The following is a 22247-nucleotide window of genomic DNA, read 5'->3' on the forward strand; positions in this document are numbered from 1 at the left end:
TGCGCTTAGCGGCGCTGTAGTTGATCCAGCATGCCGTTGTTGGCGAAGTGCGTCTCCATCAGCTCGTCCCAAGAGCCAAAGACGTCTTCGACGTTGAACAGCTCGATCTCGGGGAAGTCGTCGGCGAACTCCTCGACCACGGTCTCGTCGTATACGCGGTAGTTGAAACCAGCCAGCTGGCGCTGAGCGTCTTCGCTGTAGAGATACTCGATGTAGGCCTCGGCCAGATCGCTGTTGCCGTTACGCTCGGCGTTGGCCTCGACCACCGCAACGGGGAACTCGGCAAGAACGCTCATCGGCGGCACGATCACTTCGTAGTCGTCGCTGCCGTACTCCTGACGGATGTTGTTGACCTCCGACTCGAAGCTGAGCAGCACGTCGCCAATGCCGCGCTCGATGAAGCTGGTGGTCGCGCCGCGACCGCCGGTATCGAAGACGGCAACGTTACGCAGGAAGGTGCGCATGAACTCTTCGATCTGCTCCTCGTCGCCGTCGAACTCACGCTCGGCGAAGCCCCAGGCGGCCAGGTACGAATAGCGCGCATTGCCCGATGTCTTGGGGTTGGGGAAGACCAGGCTCACGTCCTCTCTGACCAGATCGTCCCAGTTTTCGATGCCCTTGGGGTTGCCCTTGCGCACCAAGAAGGCCGTGGTGGAGTAGTAGGGCGAAGCGTTGTTATCGAACGCCTGCTGCCAATCCTCGGCGACCAAGCCCGCATCGGCCAGTACCTGCACGTCGGTGACCTGGTTGAACGTGACTACATCGGCCCGCAGCCCCTGCAAGATGGCGCGCGCCTGCGCCGAGGAGCCGCCGTGCGATTGGCTGACTTCGACCTCTTCGTCGTGCTGCTCCTGCCACCAGGCTTGGAACTCGGGGTTGATGGCGGCAAAAAGCTCACGGGCGATGTCGTAAGAGGAGTTGAGCAGCTCGCGATCGGCCGCCATGGCATTACCGGCAAGGCCCGTAAGCCCCGCACTGATGGCCAGCGCTACGACGCTACGACGAAAAGGGTACGACAGAGACATGGACGAACTCCTTTGGGTGACGGGGTTGAGACGATGCTGAAAGGTGTAAGCACCTACTAAATGCCGATCGACAGGCAAAGTGGAATGAAAGCTAGCGTAATGCTGCTTTTAGGTAATTACAATATGGTTTTATATTCTTTTTCGATCTATTTGGTTTGGCGACGTTTCACCGCGTCTTATTCAGCCAGCGGGAGGTAGGGTGGCGCGCCCCTAGCAGTCGGGTTCTGTTAGAATGCGCCATCTCCTTTTCTTCATACCCCCTTTTGCGAGAGCAAGGCACGATGGCTACCAACGACTTTTTGATCGCCCCTTCGATTCTTTCCGCCAATTTTGCCCGCCTGGGTGAAGAGGTCGACAACGTCTTGGCCGCTGGGGCCGATTGGGTGCATTTCGACGTCATGGACAACCACTACGTGCCCAACCTCACCATCGGGCCGATGGTGTGCAAGGCGCTGCGCCAGCACGGCGTTACCGCGCCAATCGATGTGCACCTGATGGTCAAGCCGGTCGACCGTATGATCGCTGACTTCATCGAGGCCGGGGCAAGCATGATCACCTTTCACCCCGAAGCCTCCGAGCACATCGACCGCTCGCTACAGCTGATCCGTCAAGGCGGCTGCCAAGCGGGGCTAGTGTTCAACCCCGCAACGCCGCTTAGCTATCTCGACTACGTGATGGACAAGATCGATATGGTGCTGTTGATGAGCGTGAACCCAGGCTTTGGCGGACAGGCCTTCATTCCTGGCACGCTCGACAAGCTGCGCGAAGCGCGTCAGCGCATTGACGCCTCCAAGCGCGACATTCGCTTGGAGATCGATGGGGGCGTCAAGGTCGATAACATCGCTGAGATCGCCGCCGCCGGGGCTGATACCTTCGTGGCGGGGTCGGCGATCTTCAACGCCGCCAATGCCGCCGATCCGCACCGTTACGATAGCGTGATCGAGCGCATGCGCGGTGCCCTGGCAGGCGCCTGACTTTCATAGGCGCCTGATTAGCGCTCACCTCAATGTAGCTTCATGCGCGGCTTGAGATAGCGGTTGAGCTTGTCGACCAGCCACGTAAGCGCCGTTTTAGGTGCCCCGTGAATGGAGAGCTGGTGCTGGCGGTAGAGGGAGGCGTAAAACTTGCGCGCCAGCCAGCCTTCGAGGAAAAGCCCTTTGGAGGCCGAGCTGCGCATGAGGTTGCCCACGGCGTCGTAACTTGCCAGCGACACCAGCGAGCCACGGTCGCGATAGTGGAAGGGGGAGAGCGATTTACCCGCCAGCAGCGCTTCGAGATTCTTGGCCAGGTGGCGTGACTGCTGGTGTGCTGCCTGGGCGCGAGGTGGTACGAAACTGTCGTCGCCCAACGGGCAGCTGGCGCAGTCACCGAGGGCGAAAATCGCCGGGTCATCGACGCTTTGCAGCGTCTTTTGCACCTTGATCTGATTTTTCTTATTGGTGGCAAGCCCCAGCTCGGCGAGAAAATCGGGCGCCTTGACCCCCGCCGCCCAGACGTTGAGATCGGTTTCGATCTCCTCTCCCTCTTGCGTCACCAGACGGTCAGCGCGCGCTTCCTTGATGGCGGTGTCGATGTGAACCGTCACACCGAGCTTTTCGAGTTCTTGCCTCACCGTGGTGCCGATGCGCTCGGATAGCCCGGGCAGCAGCCGCGGTGCGGCTTCGATGACGTGCACCCGCAGGCGCTGGTCTTCCTTGGAAGTGACGCCGTAGGCGTTGAGCATGCGCGAGACGTCGAATAGCTCAGCGGCGAGCTCTACGCCCGTGGCGCCACCGCCAACGATGCCGACGGTCAGCTCGGCATGGCGGCGAAGCGCGGGGTCACTGTAGCGCAGGAAGGTATTGATCATGTCGCGCTGAAAGCTCTTGGCCTGCTGTGGCGAGTCGATGAAGTGGCAGTGTTCGGCCACGCCGGGCGTGCCGAAGTCGTTGGAGACGCTACCCAGCGCCAGTACCAGATAGTCGTAGTCGAGCTCGCGGGCGGGGAGCACTTCGCTGCCGTCCTCGTCGACGATGGCGGCGATCTTCAAGCGCTTGGCATCGCGGTCGAGCCCTTCGAGCGAACCGCGCACGTAGCGGTAGTGGTGTGCGGCAGAGTGGCCGCGAAAATCGACTTCGTCCATGCTCGAGTTGAGCACGCCAGTGGCAAGCTCATGCAAGAGCGGCTTCCACACGTGGGTAGTGTCGCGGTCTAGCAGCACGATGCTGGCGCGCTGGCGCTTGCCTAGCGTACGCCCCAAACGTGTTGCCAAGCCAAGCCCTGCGGCGCCGCCGCCTACGATGACGATCTTGGGTATGCCCATCCAGTCCTCCATGTGCCGAGCGCCCTGCGCTTCCCATGGTGCGTTGGGTGAGAGCGAAAGGGGCGCGTAATTTTCTGTTGCCAGAATGACTTAGCTTAAGCATAGATGGTTCCCGTACGGCTGCCTATGAGCAAGCGCGCCTCTACGGGGGAAGTGTCAATGTGAATGGCGAGGGCGAGAGGGTAAGATAAGCGCTTAATCAAGCCGCTTGCTCGGTGCTCTTTACGGAGGACGACTCATGGGGCGGCAACGATCACTAGGGAGATGACGTGCATTCGCTACTTACCGGTAAAACGCTGATTGCTTTCGATCTCGATGGCACCCTGATCGACTCGGTGCCCGACCTTACCGCTGCCGTAGGCCAGGCGCTGGCTGCCCAAGGGCTTGCCGTGCCCACGGAGAGTGAGGTGCGCCACTGGGTCGGCAACGGTGCGCCGGTGCTGGTCGAGCGGGCGCTAAGCTGGGCACTGGCTCAAACATCGAGTCAAACACCGGATGAGGCGCTAAACGCACGCACTTACGCCGATTTTCTACGCTTTTACGCTGCCGAGCCTAGCGCGCGAACGCGTCTCTACCCTGGGGTGAAACCGGCGCTCGAAGCGCTGCATGGTGCAGGGTTTAGCCTTGCGTTGATCACCAATAAACCCGCGCGCTTTATCGATCCCATTCTCGAAAGCTTCGGCTTGAACGCGTTTTTTTCGCTCTGCCTAGGCGGTGACTCCCTGGCGCAGAAAAAACCCGATCCGCTGCCGTTGAACCACGTCGCCAAGACGTTGGGAGTCGAGGCCCACGCCTGCGTGATGGTGGGGGATTCGCGCCACGATATGGCCGCAGGTAAAGCGGCAGGGTTCACCACCGTGGCGCTGCCCTACGGCTACAATCATGGCGAACCGATCGCTGCAAGCCACCCTGACTGGCTACTGGATTCGCTTTCTCAACTGCTCACGACCGAGACTCAGGATTAGGACGCAATGATGACCCCGGAACGCTTCGATGCGCTGGCAGGCGCTGGCTACAACCGCATTCCCGTTTCCCGCGCGGTGCTGGCCGATCTGGATACGCCGCTCTCAACCTACCTGAAACTCGCCAACACGCCCTGGACCTTCCTCTTCGAATCGGTACAGGGGGGCGAAAAATGGGGGCGCTACTCGATGATCGGGCTGCCGTCGCACGAGCGCATCGAAGTGCGTGGTTTCACCGTCACGCATATCAAGGATGGCGAAAGCCTGGGCGCCACCGAGGTCGAGGATCCGCTGGCGTGGATAGAGCGTTTTCAGACGCGCTTCAAGGTGCCCAAGCTTGACAGCCAACCGATCTTCGACGGCGGGCTCGTGGGCTACTTCGGCTACGATACCGTGCGCTACATCGAGCCTCGCCTGCGCGGGGTCGAGAAGCCCGATCCACTGGGCGTGCCGGATATTTTGCTGATGGTGTGTAACGACTTCGTCGTCTTCGACAACCTCTCCGGCCGCTTGACGCTCTGGACCCACGCCGACCCCGAGCAGCCCGACGCACTGGCCAAGGCGACCGCACACCTGGCGCATCTAGAACGCCGCCTCAAGGAAGCCCCTGTGGTGCCGCCAGCGAGCCCGCAGCGTGAGCGCGCGACCGTGGAGGAGAGTGATTTCAGCTCGGGCTTTACCGAAGAGGGCTTCAAGGCCGCCGTCGACAAGATCAAGGAGTACGTGCTCGCCGGTGACATCATGCAGTGTGTGCCTTCGCAGCGCATGTCGATTCCGTATCAGGCCTCGCCGCTCGATCTCTACCGTGCGCTGAGAAGCCTCAATCCCTCGCCCTACATGTTCTTCTTCAATTTGGGCGATCACCACGTGGTGGGCTCGTCACCGGAAATTCTGACCCGCCTGGAAGAGGGCGAGGTGACCGTGAGGCCCATTGCCGGAACGCGCAAGCGCGGGCGTAACGAGGAGGAGGACCGAGCGCTCGAAGCGGAGCTGCTCGCCGATCCCAAGGAGCGCGCCGAGCACCTGATGCTGATCGATCTGGGGCGCAACGATGTGGGGCGGATTGCCGAAACCGGCAGCGTGACGCTGACCGACCGCATGGTGGTAGAGCGCTACTCCCACGTCATGCACATCGTCTCCAACGTCACCGGGCGCTTGAAGCCTGGTCTTTCGGCCATGGATACGCTGCGGGCGACCTTCCCGGCTGGCACCGTTTCGGGGGCGCCCAAGATTCGCGCGCTTGAGATCATCGACGAGCTGGAGCCGGTCAAGCGGGGCATCTACTCGGGTGCTGTGGGCTATCTCTCTTGGCACGGCAACATGGACACCGCGATCGCCATCCGTACGGCGGTGATCAAGGATGGTCAACTGCACGTCCAGGCCGGTGCGGGAATCGTCGCCGACTCGGTGCCTGAGCTCGAATGGCAGGAGACGCTGAACAAGGGGCGAGCGCTGTTTCGCGCCGTGGCCATGGCCGAGCGCGGGCTGGAAAACCTCGAGTAAGGTGGCAGCACTCGTTGGGCGCGCTATTCGCTGCGCGCCCCGCCTAGTGCCTGGTGAAGAAGGTCGGCGTTGTAGCGCAGCAGCGCCGGATAGTTGAACGCCGGGCCATCGCGCGCGCTAAGCGTATCGAGATAGAGCGGGCCGGCAAGCGGTAATCCCGTTTCGCGTGCAAGCGCGTCCATGTGAATCTCGGCCACCGTGCTCTCGTAGAACAGCGCAGGCGGGCGCTGCTCGCTTAGGCGTTCGCTCATACGCGCCATGGCGCGCGCCGTTCCCCAGGTCTCCTGGTTCATGCCCCAGATGCCGGTGTGCTCGAACTCGTAGGCGCGGGCAAAATAGCCAAACCCTGCTTCGCTAGTGATCAACGTTCGGTTGGTGTAGGGAATGCCGTCCAGGCGCTCCTTGATCGCGCGATCGAGATCAGCCAAGACATCGCGGGCCTCTTCGGCGCGCCGGTGATAGAGCTCGGCTTTGTCGGGGTCGTGCTCGGCCAAAGTGTCGGCGATGACGTCGAGGTAGGCGGCGGCGCCTTGCGGGTCCATCCACATATGTGGGTCAGGCTGCCCTTCGTACTCGCCGGTGGGTACCGGAATGGGGGCAAAATGGGCGCGCTCGGCCAGGGCGACGAGCGGTGTATCGTCATGGATGACGGCGCGAACGTGACGCAGCCAGGGTTCGAGATCGTAGCCGTTATAGAAGACGATATCGGTATCTTCCAGCGCCAGCACGTTGGGAGGCGTAAGCTCCCAGCGGTGAACGTCGCTCCCAATGGGGGCAATGACGTTGACCTCGACGTCGTCATCGGCGATGCGGCGAACGAAATCACCGATGATCGAGAAAGAGGCCGCTACCTTGAGCGTGTCGGCCCACACCGCTTGCGGCAGCAAGCAGAGTGCCAGGCAGTAGAGCGTGCTCGTTCGCGTCGCTCGCTTTGTCATTCCACGCTCCCAAAATGTTGAAAAGCCAAGACCAGTGGGCGGGCCTAAGCGACGGGCGCTTGAGCGCTACCAAGCAGGGCGGCCACGCTGTGACTCTGCACGAGCGCTAGGGGTTCCCCGTGAGGTGAGATCGTCTCGCCTTTGCTCGCGTGCCCTCTATATGGCGTCACTGACACCGGATTGCAACGTGAATGTCATGATAAGTGCGGGAAAAATGGGAGAAAGTTGGTCAGTGAGCAGTAAGGAAGACGCAAACAGTAGAATCGACTATCTTGACCAGTGGGGCACTACCCTGAGGAGCGGTTGCTCTCAATCCATGCGTGCCAATCTATGCGTACAAGGAGGACGCCATGAGCGAACATTATCAGGTCGAAGAGAAACAGGGCGAATTTCACGTCATCGACACCCGTCCCGACGACTCCCAGCCCGGTAACACCGTGGTTGCCGCCTACGCCACCTTCGAAGAGGCCGAACGCGAAGCCCGACGACTGAATGAGCGCTCGTTGGGCTAGCATCCAAGTTCATTGGTGCTAGCTAGAAAGATCGCCCCATTATTCGATTCAGCTTTGCTTTGAAAAAAGTGCGGTGGTAGTTAAAACGCCCGGCATTAGCCGGGCGCGAAACAGCCTCGAACAGGGATTACGGCTTATGCTCAAGCACCGAGTTAGCGTTTATTGAGATACGCTGAGGCTTCTCTTCTTCCGGTATATCTTGGAGTAACTCAATTGCCAGCAAACCGTTTTCAAGCGACGCCCCAGTGACTTTTACATGCTCTGGAAGGTTATAGCTGGCCCGGAAGTCGCTACGGCTGATTCCCCGATGAATCCACCGCTCTTCACTGTTTTCTGTCTCCTCCTTCTCTTCCTCTTCGCGTTTGCCGCTGATATTCAGCTGTCCGCCGACGGTTTCGATTTCCAGCTCGCTCTCTTTCCAGCCTGGCACGCTAAGGGTCAGCTCGTAGCGATTGTCCGCAAGTCGCCGTATGTTATACGCAGGCATGGCGGGTAGCGGCGTATTGCCGGTTAGCTGGCTGAAAAGGCGATCAATGCGGTTAAAGCGGTCCGCAAACAGTGAATCAGAGAGATCGTGCAATACGGGAAAAGTTCTAAGAGTCATCATGCACCTCCTGAATAGTAAAAAATATCCAAAAAGCTCATGTCTTACGGGGCAGGTACCGTTTACCCTTACCCGTTATTTCATATAGGGTCGCTGCATCTCTTTTCAATACACTGAAGCAGAATTTTTTGGTACTCCTCATGCTGCTTTACTCGTTTTTTACTCACCGTCTTGCGCTAGCACCCTCGTGGCGCCGAAAAACCAAACTGCATGAAATGACAAGTGTTTGTTTTAATGAAGCTTTTATGCTTTTAAAACCCTTGCTTTGCGGCAGTCTCACGTGTGGGTTGCTCAGCCTTTCTGCAGAAAATACGCCATCAATACCCACCCCGTAGCACCGCTGTAGCGTAGCCCTAAGCGCGGTGGAGCGTTACAATCCCTGCCTATCACGTTTCTACTGAACGCTAACCTGAATAGCCATTTGGGTAACGGTTAGCCGTTTGAAGCCAAATACCGGGGTCTATCAATAGCTTATGGCTCAAAAAGTCTTGATGCTGGATAACTACGATAGCTTTACCTTCAATATCGTCCAGTATTTGGGGGAGTTGGGGGCCGAGGTGGTGACCCACCGTAACGATGAAATCACTCTGGCGGAAATCGACGCCTTGGCGCCGTCGCATGTCGTTGTCTCCCCGGGCCCTTGCACGCCCAACGAGGCGGGCATTTCGCTCGAACTAATTCAACACGTCGCCGGTCGGCTGCCGCTCTTGGGCGTTTGCCTAGGGCATCAGGCGATTGGGCAGGTATATGGCGGTAAGGTCGTGCGCGCGCCCCAGGTAATGCACGGTAAAACCTCCGCCATCGAGCATACGGGAACGGGCGTGTTTGCCGGGCTCGAGCAGCCGCTGGACGTGACCCGCTATCACTCGCTGGTGGTCGAACGTGACACCCTGCCCGAGTGTTTGGAAATCACCGCCTGGACGGCTGAAAGCGATGTTACGCCTGGCCTGATCATGGGGTTCAAGCATCGCGAGCTCGACGTCGAGGGCGTACAGTTTCACCCCGAATCGATTTTGACGCGCCAGGGACACGCGCTGCTCGCTAACTTTTTGAAGCGCGCCTGAGGGCCACGCTCACGCACTTAGAGGTCGAAGTATGCACATGCGAGACGCCATCAACGCGGTGATGCGCCGCGACGATCTGGCCTTTGAACAGATGTACGCGCTGATGCGCCAGATCATGACCGGTGATGCAACCGACGCCCAGATCGGCGGCTTGCTCGTGGGCTTGGCAATGAAGGGCGAGAGCGCGGTAGAGATTAGCGCATCAGCCCAGGTGATGCGCGAGCTGATGCGCAAGGTAGACGTTCAGCGTGATGGCCTGGTCGATATCGTCGGCACCGGCGGCGATGGTGCCAATTTGTTCAACGTCTCCACTGCATCGAGCTTCGTCGCCGCAGCCGGAGGCGCGCGGGTAGCCAAACATGGCAATCGCAGCGTCTCTTCCTCCTCTGGTAGCGCCGATCTTTTCGACGTGGCGGGCATTCACCTCGATCTCGATGCCACTCAGGTGGCGCGCTGTATCGAGCAGGTGGGCGTCGGCTTTATGTTCGCTCCCAATCATCATCCTGCCATGCGCCACGCCATCGGCCCGCGCCGGGAGATGGGGGTGCGCACTCTGTTCAATATTCTGGGGCCCTTGACCAACCCAGCGGGCGCGCCCAACCAGGTCGTCGGTGTTTATGCTCCCGAGCTCGTGCGCCTGATGGCCGAAGTGCTGCAGAAGCTTGGCAGCCGCCACGTCATGGTGGTGCACGCCGAGGACGGCTTGGACGAAATCTCCCTGGCGGCGCCCACGCGGGTGGCCGAGCTCAAAGAGGGCGAAATTCGCGAGTATGAGGTAACGCCCGAAGCTCTGGGCATCGAGCGCCAAAGCCTTTCCACTCTCAAGGCGGCCAGCGCCGAAGATAGTCTGCGCCTGGTCAAAGCCGCATTGGTAGGCGAGGGGGCTGCCGCCGATATGGTGGCGCTCAATGCTGGCGCGGCGCTCTACTGTGCTGGCGTGGCCGATACGCTCAAGGAGGGCGTGCTGATCGCTCAAGACGCCCAGGCGTCCAAACTGCCGTTGGAGAAGCTCAAGGAGCTCTCCACGTTCACCCGTATCTTCAAGCACTGAGACGACCATGACCACCGCCACGCCCACGATCTTGACCCGCATTCTTGCGCGCAAGGATGAAGAAGTCGCCGAACGCCGCCAAGCCGTCTCCGAAGCGGATCTTTTGGCCCTGGCCGCCAAGCAGAGCGCGCCGCGCGGCTTCGTAAAGGCGCTAACACGGCGCATCGAAGCGGGCGAGCCGGCGATCATCGCCGAGATCAAGAAGGCCTCGCCCTCAAAAGGGGTGATTCGCGAAGCGTTTCACCCGGCAGACATCGCCAAGAGCTACGCCCAGGGCGGCGCGGCCTGCCTGTCGGTGCTCACCGATGCCGATTTCTTCCAGGGGCACGAAGACTATCTGATGGCCGCACGCGACGCCTGCGCGCTGCCCGCGATTCGTAAGGACTTCATCACCCACGGTTACCAGGTGAGTGAAGCTAGAGCGATTGGCGCCGACGCCATTTTATTGATCGTGGCCGCACTCGACGACGCCCAGCTGCGTGACCTGCACCAGCAAGCTACGCAACTGGGTATGGACGTACTGGTGGAAGTACACGACGGCGAAGAGCTCGAACGTGCGCTGGCGCTCGATTTGACCCTCGTGGGCATCAACAACCGCAACCTGCACACCTTCGATACCCGTTTAGGCACTACGCTGGATTTGCTGCCGCATATTCCCGAGGCGGTGACGGTCATTACCGAGTCCGGCATTCATAGCCGCGACGATGTCGCGCTGATGCGCGAGCACAAGGTGAACGGCTTTTTGGTGGGCGAGGCGTTCATGCGCGAAGAGCAGCCGGGCGAAGCGCTCAAGCGGCTCTTCTTCTAGCCGCTCATTTTTAACAGCTCGTTTTTCTAGCAGCATTTCCAATTACACAGCACGCCGAGGAGGCTAACCTCTCCTCGGCGTGTAGCGTTTTTAGCGCTTAGCGCCGTTGGGTTGGGCGATGCGCAGTTGGTAGAGCAGCGCCTGGAACGGGTGCTGCAGCGTCGTTGCCGAGAAGCGCTTGACCTGGCTACGGCACGAATAGCCGGTTGCCAGAAGCGTGGCGCTGCCATGGGCGTTAACGGCAGGCTCCCAGGACTGGGCATAGATCGTCCGCGAGGTCTCCACATTACGCGTTTCGTGGCCGTAGGTGCCGGACATGCCACAGCAGCCGGTGGCGATCGTTTCGAGCGAAAGCCCCAGGGCCTCGAACAGCTGCTGCCAGGCACGCAGGCTGCCAGGCGCGCTGGTCTTCTCGGTGCAGTGGGCGAGCAGCTGATAGCTCACCGGGGCGACCGGGTTCATCCGCTCGCGCTGGCCGTGCAATAGCGGCAGTCGGGTCAGTAGCCACTCTTGAAGCATCAGCACGTGGGGCACGGCATCGCGCCCCAGCGCCTTGACGTACTCCTGGCGGTAGGTGAGCGTCATCGCCGGATCGATGCCGACCATGGGCACGTCGAATTCGGCCAAGGCGCGCAGCCGCGCGGCTTGACGCCCGGCGGTGCGCTCGAAGGCGCCGAGAAAGCCCTGAACGTGAAGGGGTTTGCCGTTGGGCGCGTAGGGCAGTACGAAGACGCGCAGGCCCAGACGCGAAAGCAGCTCTATGACATCCGTCACCAAGCGTGCTTCGAAGTGACTAGTGAAGGCGTCCTGCACCAGAATCACGCTATTGGCGCGCTGCTGTTCGCTGAGCAGCGCCAGGGCCTGGGGCGTTGCCTCGGCCACGCCCCAGGCGCGCAGCTGCTTGCCCACGCTTGCGCGCGAGAGCAGCGGCGAGTCGCTGATGCCTAAGCCTTTGCTCATTAGCGTCGCCATCCAGCGCTGGCCAAACAGCGCGTTGTAAAGTGGGGCCACGCGGGCGAAGTAGGGCAGCAGGTACTCGGTGGTGCCGATTAGATAGTCGCGCAGCGGCCGCAGGTAGCGCCCGTGGTAGACCTCGAGAAACTGCGAGCGAAACTGCGGCACGTTGACCTTCACCGGGCACTGCCCGGCGCAGGACTTGCACGCCAAGCAGCCCGCCATGGCGTCGTAGACCTGGTGCGAAAAGTCGCCCCGCCCGCGCAGCGTGTTGGCGATGCGTAGCGGCAGATGCTTGACGAACCCCCAGGCGCTCTCGGCCTTTTTCTTGCGCGACTCCTCGACCACGTCGACCCCGGCTTGCTGCTGCAAGCGCAGCCACTCGCGCACCAGGCTCGCGCGCCCCTTGGGTGAGTGAATACGGTCGCGGGTGGCCTTCCACGAAGGGCACATGGGGTCGTCGACGTCGTAGTTGTAACAAGCGCCGTTGCCATTGCAGTAAACGGCGGCGTCATAGGCCTGCCAGGTGTGCTCGGCAATGGTGCGGTCCAGCTGCCCGCGCATCGGCACGCCGTCGACGGTAAGTAGCTCCGGGTCGCTGTCGCGCAGGATCACTTCGGCGCCGCTGGCGGGGGAGGCGATCTTACCGGGGTTGAGCTGGTTGTAGGGGTCGAAGGCCGCTTTTACCTGCTGCAGCGCTGGGTAGAGCTCGCCAAAAAAGCGCGGCGTGTACTCCGAGCGCACGCCTTTACCGTGCTCGCCCCAAAGCAGGCCGCCGTACTTCTGGGTGAGGGCCACCACCTCGTCGGATACCTCTCGAATCAGGCGCTCCTGCTCGGGGTCTTTCATATCGATGGCTGGGCGTACGTGCAGCACGCCCGCATCGACGTGGCCAAACATGCCGTAGGCAAGCCCGCGGGCGTCCAGGGCTGCGCGAAACTCGGCGATGAACTCGGCCAGGTGTTCCGGCGGTACGGCGGTGTCTTCGACGAAGGGGATCGGGCGCTTTTCGCCCTGTACGTTGCCTAAAAGGCCCACCGAGCGCTTGCGCATGGCGTAGACCTTCTGGATGTTGCCGCGCCCCTCGGCGAGGGTAAAGCCCAGGCGCTCGACTGCGCTGTCCTGATCCAAATGACGGGTAAACGCCGCTACTTTCTGCGCCAGAACGTCGGGGTCGTCGTCGTTGAACTCGATCAGATTGATGCCGCGAATCGGTATCTTCCCGCTGGGGAAGAACGAGGCCACGCCGTCCCAGACGAAGTCCTCCATGGCCAAGAGCAGCACGGTGTCGTCGATGGTCTCGATGGAGGTCGGTTTGACGCTGCCCACCATCAGCGACTTGGCATCGCGCAGGGCGTCCATAAAGCTTTCATAGCGGACGTTGACCAGCGTGGCGTGGCGCGGAATGGGCAGCACGTTGAGCACCGCTTCGTTGAGAAACCCAAGCGAGCCTTCCGAGCCGCACAAAAGGCTATTGAGATCGAGCTTTTGGGCCGCGTCGCGCAGGTGGGCCAGGTCATAACCGGTAAGGCAGCGATTCAGCGGCGGAAATTTGGCGTCGATGAGGGCTTTCTGTTCATCGATGATGCGCCCGGCAGTGGCATGGATACGCCCGATCACGCCGCTTGCGCTGCGTGCCCGCTGTTCTTCCTCGGCGTCGAGCGGGTGGCTATGCAGGTGCTCGCCCCCGAGTACGACGGTATCGAGTTCGAGCACGTGATCGCGAGTCTTGCCGTAGGTGCAACTGCCCTGGCCGCTGGCATCGGTGGAAATCATGCCGCCGATGGTGGCACGGTTGGAGGTCGAAAGCTCCGGGGCGAAGAAGAGCCCATGAGGCTTGAGCGCCGCGTTGAGCTGATCCTTGACCACGCCTGCCTGCACGCGCACGCGGCGGTTCTCGACGTCGATCTCAAGTATCTGGTTCATATGGCGCGAGACATCGACCACCAGACCGTCGGTAAGCGACTGCCCGTTGGTGCCGGTGCCGCCACCGCGAGGGGTGAGGACGACATCGCGGTGGATGGTTTCGGCGGCGAGCTTGGCGATGCGCTCGAGGTCTTCGGCGTGGCGCGGATAGAGCGCTGCCTGAGGCAGGCGCTGATAGATCGAGTTGTCGGTGGCCAGTACCGTGCGGCTGGCGTAGTCCGGCGCGATATCGCCTTCGAAGCCGCGCGCTCGCAGGGCCTCCAAAAAGCGCACGTAGCGATCGTTGAGGCCAGCCAAAGTGAGGTCGCGGGAATCCAGAGATGCAATCATATCAATCGAGCCATCGCTGCCCAGCGTGGGCAGAGGAGATAAGAGAAGGCGCCTACTTTACCCCAGGCGCCAGAGGGGCGCATTACACCGGTTGGCTCAGCCTCCCAGCGCCTCGCTAACCAGCGATAGCGCCTCCTCGGGAAGCGGCAGCGCCAGGGCCTGCTGGTGCGCCTCGGGCGACATCTTGCGCCAGGTCTTTTGCAGGATACGGATCATGTGATCGCGCTCGACCCGCGCGGCGAAATCGAGAAAATCGAGTTCGAGAAACACTAGGCACGCGCAGTCCTCCAGCGCCTGGACGTCGGCGTCGCGCCCAAGCCCCTGTTTGCGCACGATGGTTTGGACGCGCTCGGCCTCTTCATGGTCGTAGCCTTGCTCACGCATGACGGTGGCGGCGATCTCTCCCGCACGCTGGCCCTGGTCGCGCCGCCAGGTGAGATAGCCGATGCGATCATTGGGGTAGGCGTCGCGCGCAAGCTCCCAGCGCTGCAAGTGCTGGGCGCAAACGGCGATTCTCAACACGTCGCTAGGGGAGGCAACCAGCGTGTCGAGCCAGGCGCTCATGCGCTGGGCGTAGTACCACTCTTTGGGCACCGCCGCGCCGTCGACCTCGATGGCCGCCGGATCTTGGCGATGACGACGGTCGAGCTCGGCAATGACGCGAGACAGGGGGCTTGGCATCACGGTCTCCTCTCTATTATCGAGTGCAGGCGATGATTCGCTGCACTCGTTTATTCAATGCAGTGGTCTTGGGCGCTGCGCCAAGGCAGCGCTTGTTGTTATCGCGCGGCGTTTTTACCCCAACGAAAGCGGGGCGGGCGTTTACTCGCGCGGGGCACTGGCGGGGTCGCTACCGTTGTAAACGGCCAAATCCAGCTCGCCTTCGCTCTTGCCGACCAGGGTCGTCACCATGATATCACCGGCGACGTTGACGCTGGTGCGCGCCATGTCGAGGATGCGATCGATACCCGCCACCACGCCAATGGCTTCGAGCGGCAGGCCGATCTGGGCCATGACGATCGACAGCATGATCAGCCCCGCGCCAGGAACGCCTGCCGTACCGATGGAGGCGAGAGTGCCGGTGGCGATGATCATGCCATAGTCGACCAGGGTCAGATCGACGCCTAGCATCTGGGCGATGAAGAGTACCACTACCCCTTGATACAGCGCCGTACCGTCCATGTTGATGGTCGCCCCGACCGGCAGCACGAAGCCCGATACCCCTTCGGAGACGCCGAGGTTTTTCTGCGCGCAGCGCAGCGAGATCGGCAGCGACCCGGCGGAGGAGGCCGATGAGAAGGCAATCATCATCGCATCGACGCTGCCCTTCAAGTAGCGCTTGGGGTTGAGCCTACCGAGCAGCGCGATGAAGCCAGAGTAGACCACGAGTACGTGGAGAATACAGGCGAGATAGACGACGCCGATCAGCTTTGCCAAGGGCAGCAGGATTTCCAGACCGTATTGCCCTGACACGTGGGCCATGAGCCCGAAGACGCCGAAGGGCGCAAAAGCCATGACGATGGCGGTGAGTTTGTACATGGCCTCGGCGAAGCTATCGAAGACCGTGACCAGGGCATTGCCTTTTTCGCCGATCAGCGTGAGTGAGATACCCAAGCCAATGGCGAAGACGATGATCTGCAAGATGTTGCCGTTGGCCAAGGCATCGATGGGGTTACGCGGAACCAGGTCGATGAGAATCGAGGCAAGCGTTGGCGCCGCATTAGGGCTAACGCTCTCATCGAAGCTCAGCTCGACGCCTGCGCCGGGCTGTAAGAGCGTCGAGAGCAAAAGCCCGATGCTGATGGCGAACGCCGTGGTCAGCAAATAGAGTGCGATGGTACGCGCGCCGATACGCCCCATCTTCTGCGGGTCGCGCATAGAGGTAATCCCGACCACCAAGGTCGAAAACACCAGCGGCACGATCAACATCATGATGGCGTTGATGAAGATGTCGCCCAGCGGCTTGAACAGGCTGGCATCCTCTTGGAGCAGCGCACCGGCCAAGATCCCCAGCGCGAGCCCGATGAGAATCTTCTTCCACAGCGCCGTACCGCGCCACCACCCCACTGCACCTGTCGATTTACCCACGTGTCACTCCTTAAAAATTGGCGGCCCTACCATCAGCATGGCCGTTTACTCGGCGCGCACTCTAGCATTTTTACCCGAGGGGAGTGAGCTTTGACGCCTGGGCACCTCATGCAGAGCAAGCTAGCTGCCCCGTAGCCCCCTGGGCTGCTTTTGCCTACAATAGCTCACCTTATTGCAGGCGCGGTGCGTCGCGTTTTACTGAATTCAGCCCAAGGGAGTCTTCATGCTCGATCCAAAACTGCTGCGCGGTGACCTCGCGGGGGTCGCAGACCAACTGGCCCGGCGTGGCTATACCCTGGATAGCGAGGCGTTGCAGGCACTGGAGTCGCGGCGTCGTGAGCTGCAGACCCAGACCGAGCAGTTGCAAAACGAGCGCAATAGCCGCTCGAAAGCGATTGGCAAGGCCAAGGCGAGCGGTGAAGACATCCAGCCGCTGCTGGACGAGGTGAGCGATCTGGGCGACCGCCTGGACGCTGCCAAAGCGCAGCTTGCGAGCGTGCAGGCCGAGTGGGACGACGCCATCAGCGGCATTCCCAACCTGCCCCACGAAAGCGTGCCCGAGGGTAAAAACGAAGACGACAACGTCGAGCTGCACCGCTGGGGCACGCCCCGCGAGTTCGATTTCGACGTGCTCGATCACGTCGACCTAGGCAAGAAATCGGGCTACCTCGACTTCGAATTGGCAGCCAAGCTCACCGGCGCGCGCTTTGCCGTGATGCGTGGTCCCATCGCGCGGCTGCACCGGGCGCTGGCGCAGTTCATGCTGGATACCCAGACGCAGGCGCACGGCTACGAAGAGTGCTACGTGCCCTACATGGTGAACCGCGATTCGCTCATGGGTACCGGGCAACTGCCGAAATTTGGCGAGGATCTGTTCAAGCTCGACGACGAGCGCGAGTACCACTTGATCCCGACCTCGGAGGTGCCGCTGACCAACTTCGTGCGCGATGAGATCGTCGACCACGCCGCGCTGCCCATGAAACTCACTGCCCATACGCCGTGCTTTCGCTCCGAGGCCGGCTCCCACGGGCGCGATACGCGCGGCATGATTCGCCAGCACCAGTTCGATAAAGTCGAGATGGTTCAGATCGTCGACCCGGAGAAGAGCTACGAAGCGCTGGAGGAGATGCGCGGCCACGCCGAGGCAATTCTTCAGGCGCTGGAGCTTCCGTATCGAGTCGTGACGCTGTGCACCGGTGATATGGGCTTTGGCGCTGCCAAAACTTACGATCTGGAAGTGTGGCTGCCGAGCCAAGAGACGTATCGGGAGATCTCGTCGGTGTCCAACTGCGAGGATTTCCAGGCCCGGCGCATGCAGGCGCGCTTCCGTAAACCGGAAATGAAAAAGCCCCAACTGCTGCATACCCTGAATGGTTCGGGGCTGGCAGTGGGGCGGTGCCTGCTGGCGGTATTGGAAAATCACCAGCAGGCGGATGGGTCGATTACTCTTCCTGCGCCGCTACGTCCGTATCTGGGCGGTCTTGAGCGTCTGGTGCTGTAAGCGACCACTCGACGCGAACCCCGGCATCGATACGAATGGTGCCGGGGCTATAATCGCTCTGCACCGAGCCACCCGAGGCATCCTGACTCTCGGCGCGCATGGCCATCATGCGCGGCGCGAAGACGGGAGACTGGGTCTCCTCGACACGCTGGATCGGGCCTAGCTCGATGTCCAGCGTGTCGGCCATCAAGCCCGCTTTACGCTGAGCTTTCTCCAGCGCTTTGGTCAGCGCTTCGTCGGTGGCCGCCTCGCGGTCCTGTAGGTCGAACGCGACCCCATCCAGGGCGTTAACACCCGCATTCATCAGCGCATTGAGTACGTCTGTGAGCTGATCCAGGTCGTTGATCTCGACGCTGAAAGGGCGCTCTAGGCGCGTACGCTGGAGCATTTCCTGCTCGCCATCGTCATTGCGCGCGCCCGATACGTAATCGGGATAGACGTTGAGCGAGCCTGCGCTCAGCATGCGCCGATCGATGCCTATATCTTCAAGGGCCGCTAGGAGTTCACTGGCGCGTGTTTCCAAACGCTCGCGCGCTTCGTTCAGTGCATCCTGGTCGGTCTCGTCCACGCTGGGAACCGCTGGTGTATTCTCCCACAGCCGGGCATTGAGCGTTGCTTTATCGGGGGCAACGTCGACCCACGACTGGGCCTGAACGCTAAGGCCGGGCGGTACGGTTTGTGCCTGCACCGCCGGGGCACTCAGAAGCGCCAGCATAGCGCCGCCCATAAGGCCGTAGCGCAGCGAAGAAGGTAGGCGTGAGGGTATCAGCATGGTACATGACTCCTGTCATCAAACATCGCCAAGGCGAGGGCTCGTTGCAAGCGGTATGCGTTTCTTTGAAGGGCAGCGACGGAGAAAGTTCAGGCCCTAAGAGTCGCCGCGAAACAGTTGCTTATTGTTTGCATGGTTGGCCACGTATTGCCTTGATTAAGCGGCATAGCGTTGGTGCAACGCAATTGTGGAACTACGCTATTGAAGCCATTATGAGGATAGATCACGCTAGGGAAGAGGCAATGTCGAAGATAACGGATGAGGATTATCGCAGTATCCCCCTGAACGCTACGCTGGCGCTGGCCGCGCTTGCGATCATCATCGGGGGGATGAAGCTGGGGGCGGATTTACTGGTGCCGCTTTTACTGGCGCTATTCATCGCGGTCGTGTGCACCTCGCCCGTGCAGTGGCTTCATCACAAAGGGCTCAATTTGCGTGCGGCGGTCTGCATCACGCTATTGGTGCTGGTGGCCTTCGTCTTGTTGATCGGCGTGTTGGTGGTCAATAGCTTCGGCACCTTCATCGAAGCGCTGCCGGATATCGAAGCCAGGCTCTACGAACACTACTGGAGCATTCTCAATCGCTTGGCGGCTCATGGCTTTGCTTTTAGCCCCGATGAGCTGGGCCAGCTGTTCGATATGGAGGAAGACGCCTCTTGGGTGCCGATGATTCTGGGTGAACTCGGCAACTTGTTCATGCAGAGCGTCGTCGTGGCGCTTTTGGTGGTCTTCATGCTGTTCGAAACGCTGAGCTTTCGCAGCAAGATGTCCTCAGCTTTAGAAAACCCCGCGCCGAGCCTAAAACGCTTTAGTGAATTTAGCCTCACGCTCAAGCGCTATCTGGCAGTCAAGACGGTGATCAGCCTGATCACGGGCGTGCTGGTGTGGCTTGCCTGCGTCGTCTTGGGGGTGGGCTTTCCGCTACTGTGGGGCGTGCTCGCCTTTGCGCTCAACTTCATTCCCAATATTGGTTCGGCGCTGGCGGCGGTACCGCCGGTGCTGCTGTTGCTGGTGTCGCAAGACGGTGGCGTGTTTCAAGCCTTCTTGCTGGCGATGGCGTATCTGGTGATCAACTTTGTGCTGGGTAATCTCATCGAGCCGCGCGTAATGGGGCGCGCACTGGGGCTTTCGAGCTTCGTTGCCTTTCTTTCGCTGGTGGTGTGGGGATGGATCTTCGGCGTGGTAGGCATGCTGCTATCGGTGCTGTTGACGATGACGCTCAAGATCGCCCTCGATAGTCATCCGCAAACGCGCTGGATGGCGCATCTTCTTGGGCCGGGTAAGCGAATGCGCATGAGGCGCAGGGGGGAAGTTCTCGAGGCGCAAGATCGCGCTACGCGTTCGCCGTCTCAGCGGTAAAGGATTTAAGTGGTAAGGGAGTGAAAGGAATAGGATGGGGCCGTCGGCCATCGAATGATGGCCGACGAGCGATCAGCGCCTTAGGCGTTCTGATCGATGAACTGGGTCAGCTGCGACTTGGACTGCGCGCCTACCAGCGAAGCCACTTTGCTACCGGATTTGAACAGCATCACGGTGGGAACGCCGCGCACGCCTTGGTCGGCGGCTATCTCGGGAGCATCGTCGACGTTGACGCTAACGACTTTCAGCTCGTCGCCACGCTCGGCGGCCACTTCATCGACGACCGGTGCCATCACCTTGCAGGGGCCGCACCAGGGCGCCCAAAATTTGAGTAGAACAGGTTTGTCGGCGTTGAGGACTTCCTGCTCGAAGTTGGCGTTGGTGACATCAACATTATTGGCCATGGGCTTCTCCCGTTTGCGTTGCTCTTCGGTTGCGTTGCCTCAAAAAAGGAGCAACGTACTTAGGCGTGAACATTAGGTGGTGATAAAAGATACTTAGGCGTGGATCAAGCGCTTACTCACGCCGCCAAGTCGGCAAATGGTAGCGCTCGTGATCGAGGCTGGCAAATTCAGCACGCCGCTGATGAGTAACATAGCGAAAAACTTTAGAGGCTGATAGCGAAGTTTTTTTATGCTATAAATGCATTATTATCTCTTTTTTTATTCTAAATTGTGATTTTGGCGCCGAGCCAGGCGGGCAAGTGGCCTACCACGAGGCGGTGCCAGGCCGCAGTCGCCGGGCAAGACAGTAAGAGCAGGAACCAAAAAATGAAATTACAGCAGCTTCGCTATATCTGGGAAGTCAACCGGCATAATCTCAACGTGTCGGCGACAGCGCAGAGCCTGTATACCTCTCAGCCAGGCATCTCCAAGCAGATCCGTCTGCTCGAAGACGAGCTGGGCGTAGAGATTTTTGCCCGCAGCGGTAAACACCTCACGCGCGTCACCACCGCCGGGCAGTCGATCATCGATTTGGCCGGTCAAGTGCTGCGCCTGACCGATAACATCAAGCAGGTAGCTCAGGAGCACAGCGACGAGCGCCGGGGTAGCCTTTCTATCGCCACTACTCACACCCAGGCACGCTATGCACTGCCGCCGGTGATCGCCGAATTCACGCAGAAATATCCCGATGTGGCGCTGCATATGCAGCAGGGCACGCCCAAGCAGATTGCGCAGATGGTCAGCGAAGGGCAGGCCGATTTCGCCATTGCCACCGAATCCCTCGAGCTGTTCAACGATCTGGTGCTCTTGCCGTGCTACCGCTGGAACCGCTGCGCGATGGTGCCCAAGACCCACCCGCTGGCAAAGCTCGAAGGGCCATTGACGCTCGAGGCCTTGGCCGAGTTTCCGCTGGTCACTTACGTTTTTGGTTTTACCGGCCGCTCGCAGCTCGACGATGCCTTCAAGGCCCAGGGGCTTGCGCCCAACGTGGTGCTGACCGCTGCCGACGCCGACGTGATCAAGACCTACGTGCGCCTGGGGCTAGGCGTGGGCATCGTGGCGCAGATGGCGGTCGACCCCGAGCAGGACGAGGATTTGGTCGTGCTCGATGCAAGCCATCTCTTCGAAAGCTCGACGACCAAGATCGGCATTCGTCGCGGCACCTTTATGCGCGGTTATATGTACGACTTCCTCGAGCGTTTCGCCACTCACCTTACGCGTGAGCGCGTCGATGCCGCCCTAGCCGCTGGCCCGCGCAACGAGCCGGTGTTGTTCGATAGCCTCGAGCTTCCGGCCTACTGAGTAAGGGCTTTCGGCCGCTCTTATCTAGCGTTTCTTCTATACAAAGAGGGCATGGTGAAAACCATGCCCTCTTTGCGTGGGATGCCGATACTGCCGACTGTCAATACAGTCGAGTCTCAGTGCTGTAGATGCAGGCCGCACTCGCGCTTCTCTTCCACCTTGGTGGGGTCGAAGTAGTCGAAGTTGTTGGGCAGGTCGTGCGTTTGCAGGTAGGTGTACATCTGCTTGGCGCTCCAGTGCAGCACCGGGGCAACCTTGAGCAAACCGTCGCTGTTACGGCTTAGAGGCTGCATTTTGGCTCGCTCGGCGGTGTCCTCGGCGCGTAGCGCGGTGAACCACACGTCGGGGCGCATCTCCTTCAGGGCGCGCTCGAAGGGTTCGAGTTTGACCTCGCGGGTGAAGGCGTCGTGGCGCGGGTCGTCGATGCCGGGCATGGGGCCGTCCAGGGCTTCGCGATGGGCGCGCGTGCGCTTGGGAATGTAGGTGACGATGTTTAGATTCAGGCGCTGGATGAGCTCGTCGGCAAAGCGGTAGGTAGCCTCGGTATTGTAGCCACTGTCCATCCAAACGATGGGCACGTCGGGACGCACCTGGGTGACCATATGCAATATGACGGCTTCGAAGGGGCGGAAGTTGGTGGTGCAGATCGGACGTTCGCCTTGGGTAAAGGCCCACTCGATGAGTGCTTCGGGCGAATGTTCCCGTTCGCGAATGATGCTATCAAGCTCTGCGGCCATGTCGGCTCCTACTCGGTCGGGCAGATCAAAAGTGAACCATAGGCTACCAAAGGCCAAGCGCTGCTCC

20 protein-coding genes are annotated in these 22247 nt (G+C 60.6%); 10 read left to right on the forward strand and 10 right to left on the reverse strand.

Translation table 11 applies throughout. The features are described from left to right. Window positions 1–5: 5 nt before the first annotated feature. On the reverse strand, window positions 6–1025 hold the full coding sequence (gene cysP, locus LLY24_RS06460; protein WP_259035460.1) for a thiosulfate ABC transporter substrate-binding protein CysP: 1020 nt from the start codon (window positions 1023–1025) through the stop codon (window positions 6–8). 281 nt (window positions 1026–1306) lie between these two features. Between cysP and rpe the strand changes: the two genes are divergently transcribed. Then, the gene (gene rpe, locus LLY24_RS06465) at window positions 1307–1999 is read left to right on the forward strand and encodes a ribulose-phosphate 3-epimerase (RefSeq protein WP_259035461.1); all 693 of its coding nucleotides are present in this window, start codon (window positions 1307–1309) and stop codon (window positions 1997–1999) included. 29 nt (window positions 2000–2028) lie between these two features. Here the strand turns inward: rpe and LLY24_RS06470 are convergent, their stop codons facing one another. After that, a complete protein-coding gene (locus tag LLY24_RS06470; RefSeq protein ID WP_259035533.1) occupies window positions 2029–3327 on the reverse strand; it encodes an NAD(P)/FAD-dependent oxidoreductase in 1299 nt (432 codons plus the stop codon). Between the two features lie 269 nt (window positions 3328–3596). Between LLY24_RS06470 and LLY24_RS06475 the strand changes: the two genes are divergently transcribed. Together LLY24_RS06475 and trpE are read left to right on the forward strand one after the other, a co-directional pair. Next, the gene (locus LLY24_RS06475; protein ID WP_259035462.1) at window positions 3597–4292 is read left to right on the forward strand and encodes a phosphoglycolate phosphatase; all 696 of its coding nucleotides are present in this window, start codon (window positions 3597–3599) and stop codon (window positions 4290–4292) included. A gap of 9 nt (window positions 4293–4301) precedes the next feature. Further along, window positions 4302–5792, forward strand: a complete 1491-nt coding sequence (gene trpE, locus LLY24_RS06480) for an anthranilate synthase component I (RefSeq protein ID WP_259035534.1) — start codon at window positions 4302–4304, stop codon at window positions 5790–5792. Window positions 5793–5815: 23 nt separating this feature from the next. Here trpE and LLY24_RS06485 read toward each other — a convergent pair whose 3' ends face one another. Then, window positions 5816–6730, reverse strand: coding sequence for a metal ABC transporter solute-binding protein, Zn/Mn family (locus tag LLY24_RS06485; RefSeq protein ID WP_259035463.1), 915 nt, complete (start codon window positions 6728–6730; stop codon window positions 5816–5818). A gap of 350 nt (window positions 6731–7080) precedes the next feature. On the opposite strand from LLY24_RS06485, the gene LLY24_RS06490 reads away from it, so the two are divergent. Beyond that, entirely contained in the window at window positions 7081–7242 is a 162-nt protein-coding gene (locus tag LLY24_RS06490) for a hypothetical protein (RefSeq protein WP_259035464.1), read from the forward strand. 127 nt (window positions 7243–7369) lie between these two features. Here the strand turns inward: LLY24_RS06490 and LLY24_RS06495 are convergent, their stop codons facing one another. Further along, the gene (locus LLY24_RS06495) at window positions 7370–7849 is read right to left on the reverse strand and encodes an Hsp20 family protein (RefSeq protein ID WP_259035465.1); all 480 of its coding nucleotides are present in this window, start codon (window positions 7847–7849) and stop codon (window positions 7370–7372) included. Window positions 7850–8319: 470 nt separating this feature from the next. Here LLY24_RS06495 and LLY24_RS06500 point away from each other — a divergent pair, with 470 nt between their 5' ends. The 3 genes from LLY24_RS06500 to trpC are packed head-to-tail and all read left to right on the forward strand — an operon-like array spanning window position 8320 to window position 10769. Continuing rightward, window positions 8320–8910 carry an anthranilate synthase component II gene (locus LLY24_RS06500; protein WP_486606397.1) on the forward strand — a complete coding sequence of 197 codons (591 nt, stop codon included), beginning with the start codon at window positions 8320–8322 and terminating at the stop codon, window positions 8908–8910. Between the two features lie 31 nt (window positions 8911–8941). Continuing rightward, a complete protein-coding gene (trpD, locus tag LLY24_RS06505; protein WP_259035467.1) occupies window positions 8942–9961 on the forward strand; it encodes an anthranilate phosphoribosyltransferase in 1020 nt (339 codons plus the stop codon). A 7-nt stretch (window positions 9962–9968) separates the two neighbouring features. Continuing rightward, window positions 9969–10769, forward strand: coding sequence for an indole-3-glycerol phosphate synthase TrpC (trpC, locus tag LLY24_RS06510; RefSeq protein WP_259035468.1), 801 nt, complete (start codon window positions 9969–9971; stop codon window positions 10767–10769). 90 nt (window positions 10770–10859) lie between these two features. Here trpC and ydiJ read toward each other — a convergent pair whose 3' ends face one another. The 3 genes from ydiJ to LLY24_RS06525 all read right to left on the reverse strand — a co-directional run bounded on the left by ydiJ (window position 10860) and on the right by LLY24_RS06525 (window position 16067). Beyond that, window positions 10860–13979: a D-2-hydroxyglutarate dehydrogenase YdiJ gene (gene ydiJ, locus LLY24_RS06515; RefSeq protein ID WP_259035469.1), complete on the reverse strand. Its 3120-nt coding sequence runs from the start codon at window positions 13977–13979 to the stop codon at window positions 10860–10862. Between the two features lie 96 nt (window positions 13980–14075). Continuing rightward, window positions 14076–14660, reverse strand: coding sequence for a DUF4202 domain-containing protein (locus tag LLY24_RS06520; RefSeq protein ID WP_259035470.1), 585 nt, complete (start codon window positions 14658–14660; stop codon window positions 14076–14078). 141 nt (window positions 14661–14801) lie between these two features. Continuing rightward, the gene (locus LLY24_RS06525; protein WP_259035471.1) at window positions 14802–16067 is read right to left on the reverse strand and encodes a dicarboxylate/amino acid:cation symporter; all 1266 of its coding nucleotides are present in this window, start codon (window positions 16065–16067) and stop codon (window positions 14802–14804) included. Between the two features lie 223 nt (window positions 16068–16290). Between LLY24_RS06525 and serS the strand changes: the two genes are divergently transcribed. After that, the gene (serS, locus tag LLY24_RS06530) at window positions 16291–17568 is read left to right on the forward strand and encodes a serine--tRNA ligase (RefSeq protein WP_259035472.1); all 1278 of its coding nucleotides are present in this window, start codon (window positions 16291–16293) and stop codon (window positions 17566–17568) included. Here serS and LLY24_RS06535 read toward each other — a convergent pair. Continuing rightward, window positions 17510–18340, reverse strand: a complete 831-nt coding sequence (locus LLY24_RS06535; RefSeq protein ID WP_259035473.1) for an SIMPL domain-containing protein — start codon at window positions 18338–18340, stop codon at window positions 17510–17512. The two genes, serS and LLY24_RS06535, sit on opposite strands and share 59 nt — an antisense overlap. A 242-nt stretch (window positions 18341–18582) precedes the next feature. On the opposite strand from LLY24_RS06535, the gene LLY24_RS06540 reads away from it, so the two are divergent. After that, window positions 18583–19698 (forward strand): AI-2E family transporter, encoded by a 1116-nt coding sequence (locus tag LLY24_RS06540; RefSeq protein WP_259035474.1) that lies wholly within the window; start codon window positions 18583–18585, stop codon window positions 19696–19698. Window positions 19699–19778: 80 nt separating this feature from the next. Here the strand turns inward: LLY24_RS06540 and trxA are convergent, their stop codons facing one another. Further along, on the reverse strand, window positions 19779–20102 hold the full coding sequence (gene trxA, locus LLY24_RS06545) for a thioredoxin (protein ID WP_259035475.1): 324 nt from the start codon (window positions 20100–20102) through the stop codon (window positions 19779–19781). 366 nt (window positions 20103–20468) lie between these two features. On the opposite strand from trxA, the gene cysB reads away from it, so the two are divergent. Beyond that, window positions 20469–21443, forward strand: coding sequence for an HTH-type transcriptional regulator CysB (gene cysB / locus LLY24_RS06550; protein WP_259035476.1), 975 nt, complete (start codon window positions 20469–20471; stop codon window positions 21441–21443). A 116-nt stretch (window positions 21444–21559) separates the two neighbouring features. Here cysB and LLY24_RS06555 read toward each other — a convergent pair whose 3' ends face one another. Next, window positions 21560–22180, reverse strand: a complete 621-nt coding sequence (locus tag LLY24_RS06555) for a phosphoadenosine phosphosulfate reductase domain-containing protein (protein ID WP_259035477.1) — start codon at window positions 22178–22180, stop codon at window positions 21560–21562. Between the last annotated feature and the right edge of the window lie 67 nt (window positions 22181–22247).

The organism is Halomonas dongshanensis (assembly GCF_024790395.1).
Classification (GTDB): domain Bacteria; phylum Pseudomonadota; class Gammaproteobacteria; order Pseudomonadales; family Halomonadaceae; genus Vreelandella; species Vreelandella dongshanensis.

Excerpts from the sequence above, each read along its gene's own strand:
- trxA (WP_259035475.1), bottom strand. The coding sequence starts at position 20,102 with ATGGCCAATAATGTTGATGTCACCAACGCCAACTTCGAGCAGGAAGTC.
- cysB (WP_259035476.1), top strand. The coding sequence starts at position 20,469 with ATGAAATTACAGCAGCTTCGCTATATCTGGGAAGTCAACCGGCATAAT.
- LLY24_RS06485 (WP_259035463.1), bottom strand. The coding sequence starts at position 6,730 with ATGACAAAGCGAGCGACGCGAACGAGCACGCTCTACTGCCTGGCACTC.
- trpD (WP_259035467.1), top strand. The coding sequence starts at position 8,942 with ATGCACATGCGAGACGCCATCAACGCGGTGATGCGCCGCGACGATCTG.
- trpC (WP_259035468.1), top strand. The coding sequence starts at position 9,969 with ATGACCACCGCCACGCCCACGATCTTGACCCGCATTCTTGCGCGCAAG.
- LLY24_RS06490 (WP_259035464.1), top strand. The coding sequence starts at position 7,081 with ATGAGCGAACATTATCAGGTCGAAGAGAAACAGGGCGAATTTCACGTC.
- LLY24_RS06495 (WP_259035465.1), bottom strand. The coding sequence starts at position 7,849 with ATGATGACTCTTAGAACTTTTCCCGTATTGCACGATCTCTCTGATTCA.
- rpe (WP_259035461.1), top strand. The coding sequence starts at position 1,307 with ATGGCTACCAACGACTTTTTGATCGCCCCTTCGATTCTTTCCGCCAAT.
- LLY24_RS06535 (WP_259035473.1), bottom strand. The coding sequence starts at position 18,340 with ATGCTGATACCCTCACGCCTACCTTCTTCGCTGCGCTACGGCCTTATG.
- LLY24_RS06540 (WP_259035474.1), top strand. The coding sequence starts at position 18,583 with ATGTCGAAGATAACGGATGAGGATTATCGCAGTATCCCCCTGAACGCT.
- LLY24_RS06520 (WP_259035470.1), bottom strand. The coding sequence starts at position 14,660 with ATGCCAAGCCCCCTGTCTCGCGTCATTGCCGAGCTCGACCGTCGTCAT.
- cysP (WP_259035460.1), bottom strand. The coding sequence starts at position 1,025 with ATGTCTCTGTCGTACCCTTTTCGTCGTAGCGTCGTAGCGCTGGCCATC.
- trpE (WP_259035534.1), top strand. The coding sequence starts at position 4,302 with ATGACCCCGGAACGCTTCGATGCGCTGGCAGGCGCTGGCTACAACCGC.
- serS (WP_259035472.1), top strand. The coding sequence starts at position 16,291 with ATGCTCGATCCAAAACTGCTGCGCGGTGACCTCGCGGGGGTCGCAGAC.
- LLY24_RS06555 (WP_259035477.1), bottom strand. The coding sequence starts at position 22,180 with ATGGCCGCAGAGCTTGATAGCATCATTCGCGAACGGGAACATTCGCCC.
- LLY24_RS06470 (WP_259035533.1), bottom strand. The coding sequence starts at position 3,327 with ATGGGCATACCCAAGATCGTCATCGTAGGCGGCGGCGCCGCAGGGCTT.
- LLY24_RS06500 (WP_486606397.1), top strand. The coding sequence starts at position 8,320 with ATGGCTCAAAAAGTCTTGATGCTGGATAACTACGATAGCTTTACCTTC.
- ydiJ (WP_259035469.1), bottom strand. The coding sequence starts at position 13,979 with ATGATTGCATCTCTGGATTCCCGCGACCTCACTTTGGCTGGCCTCAAC.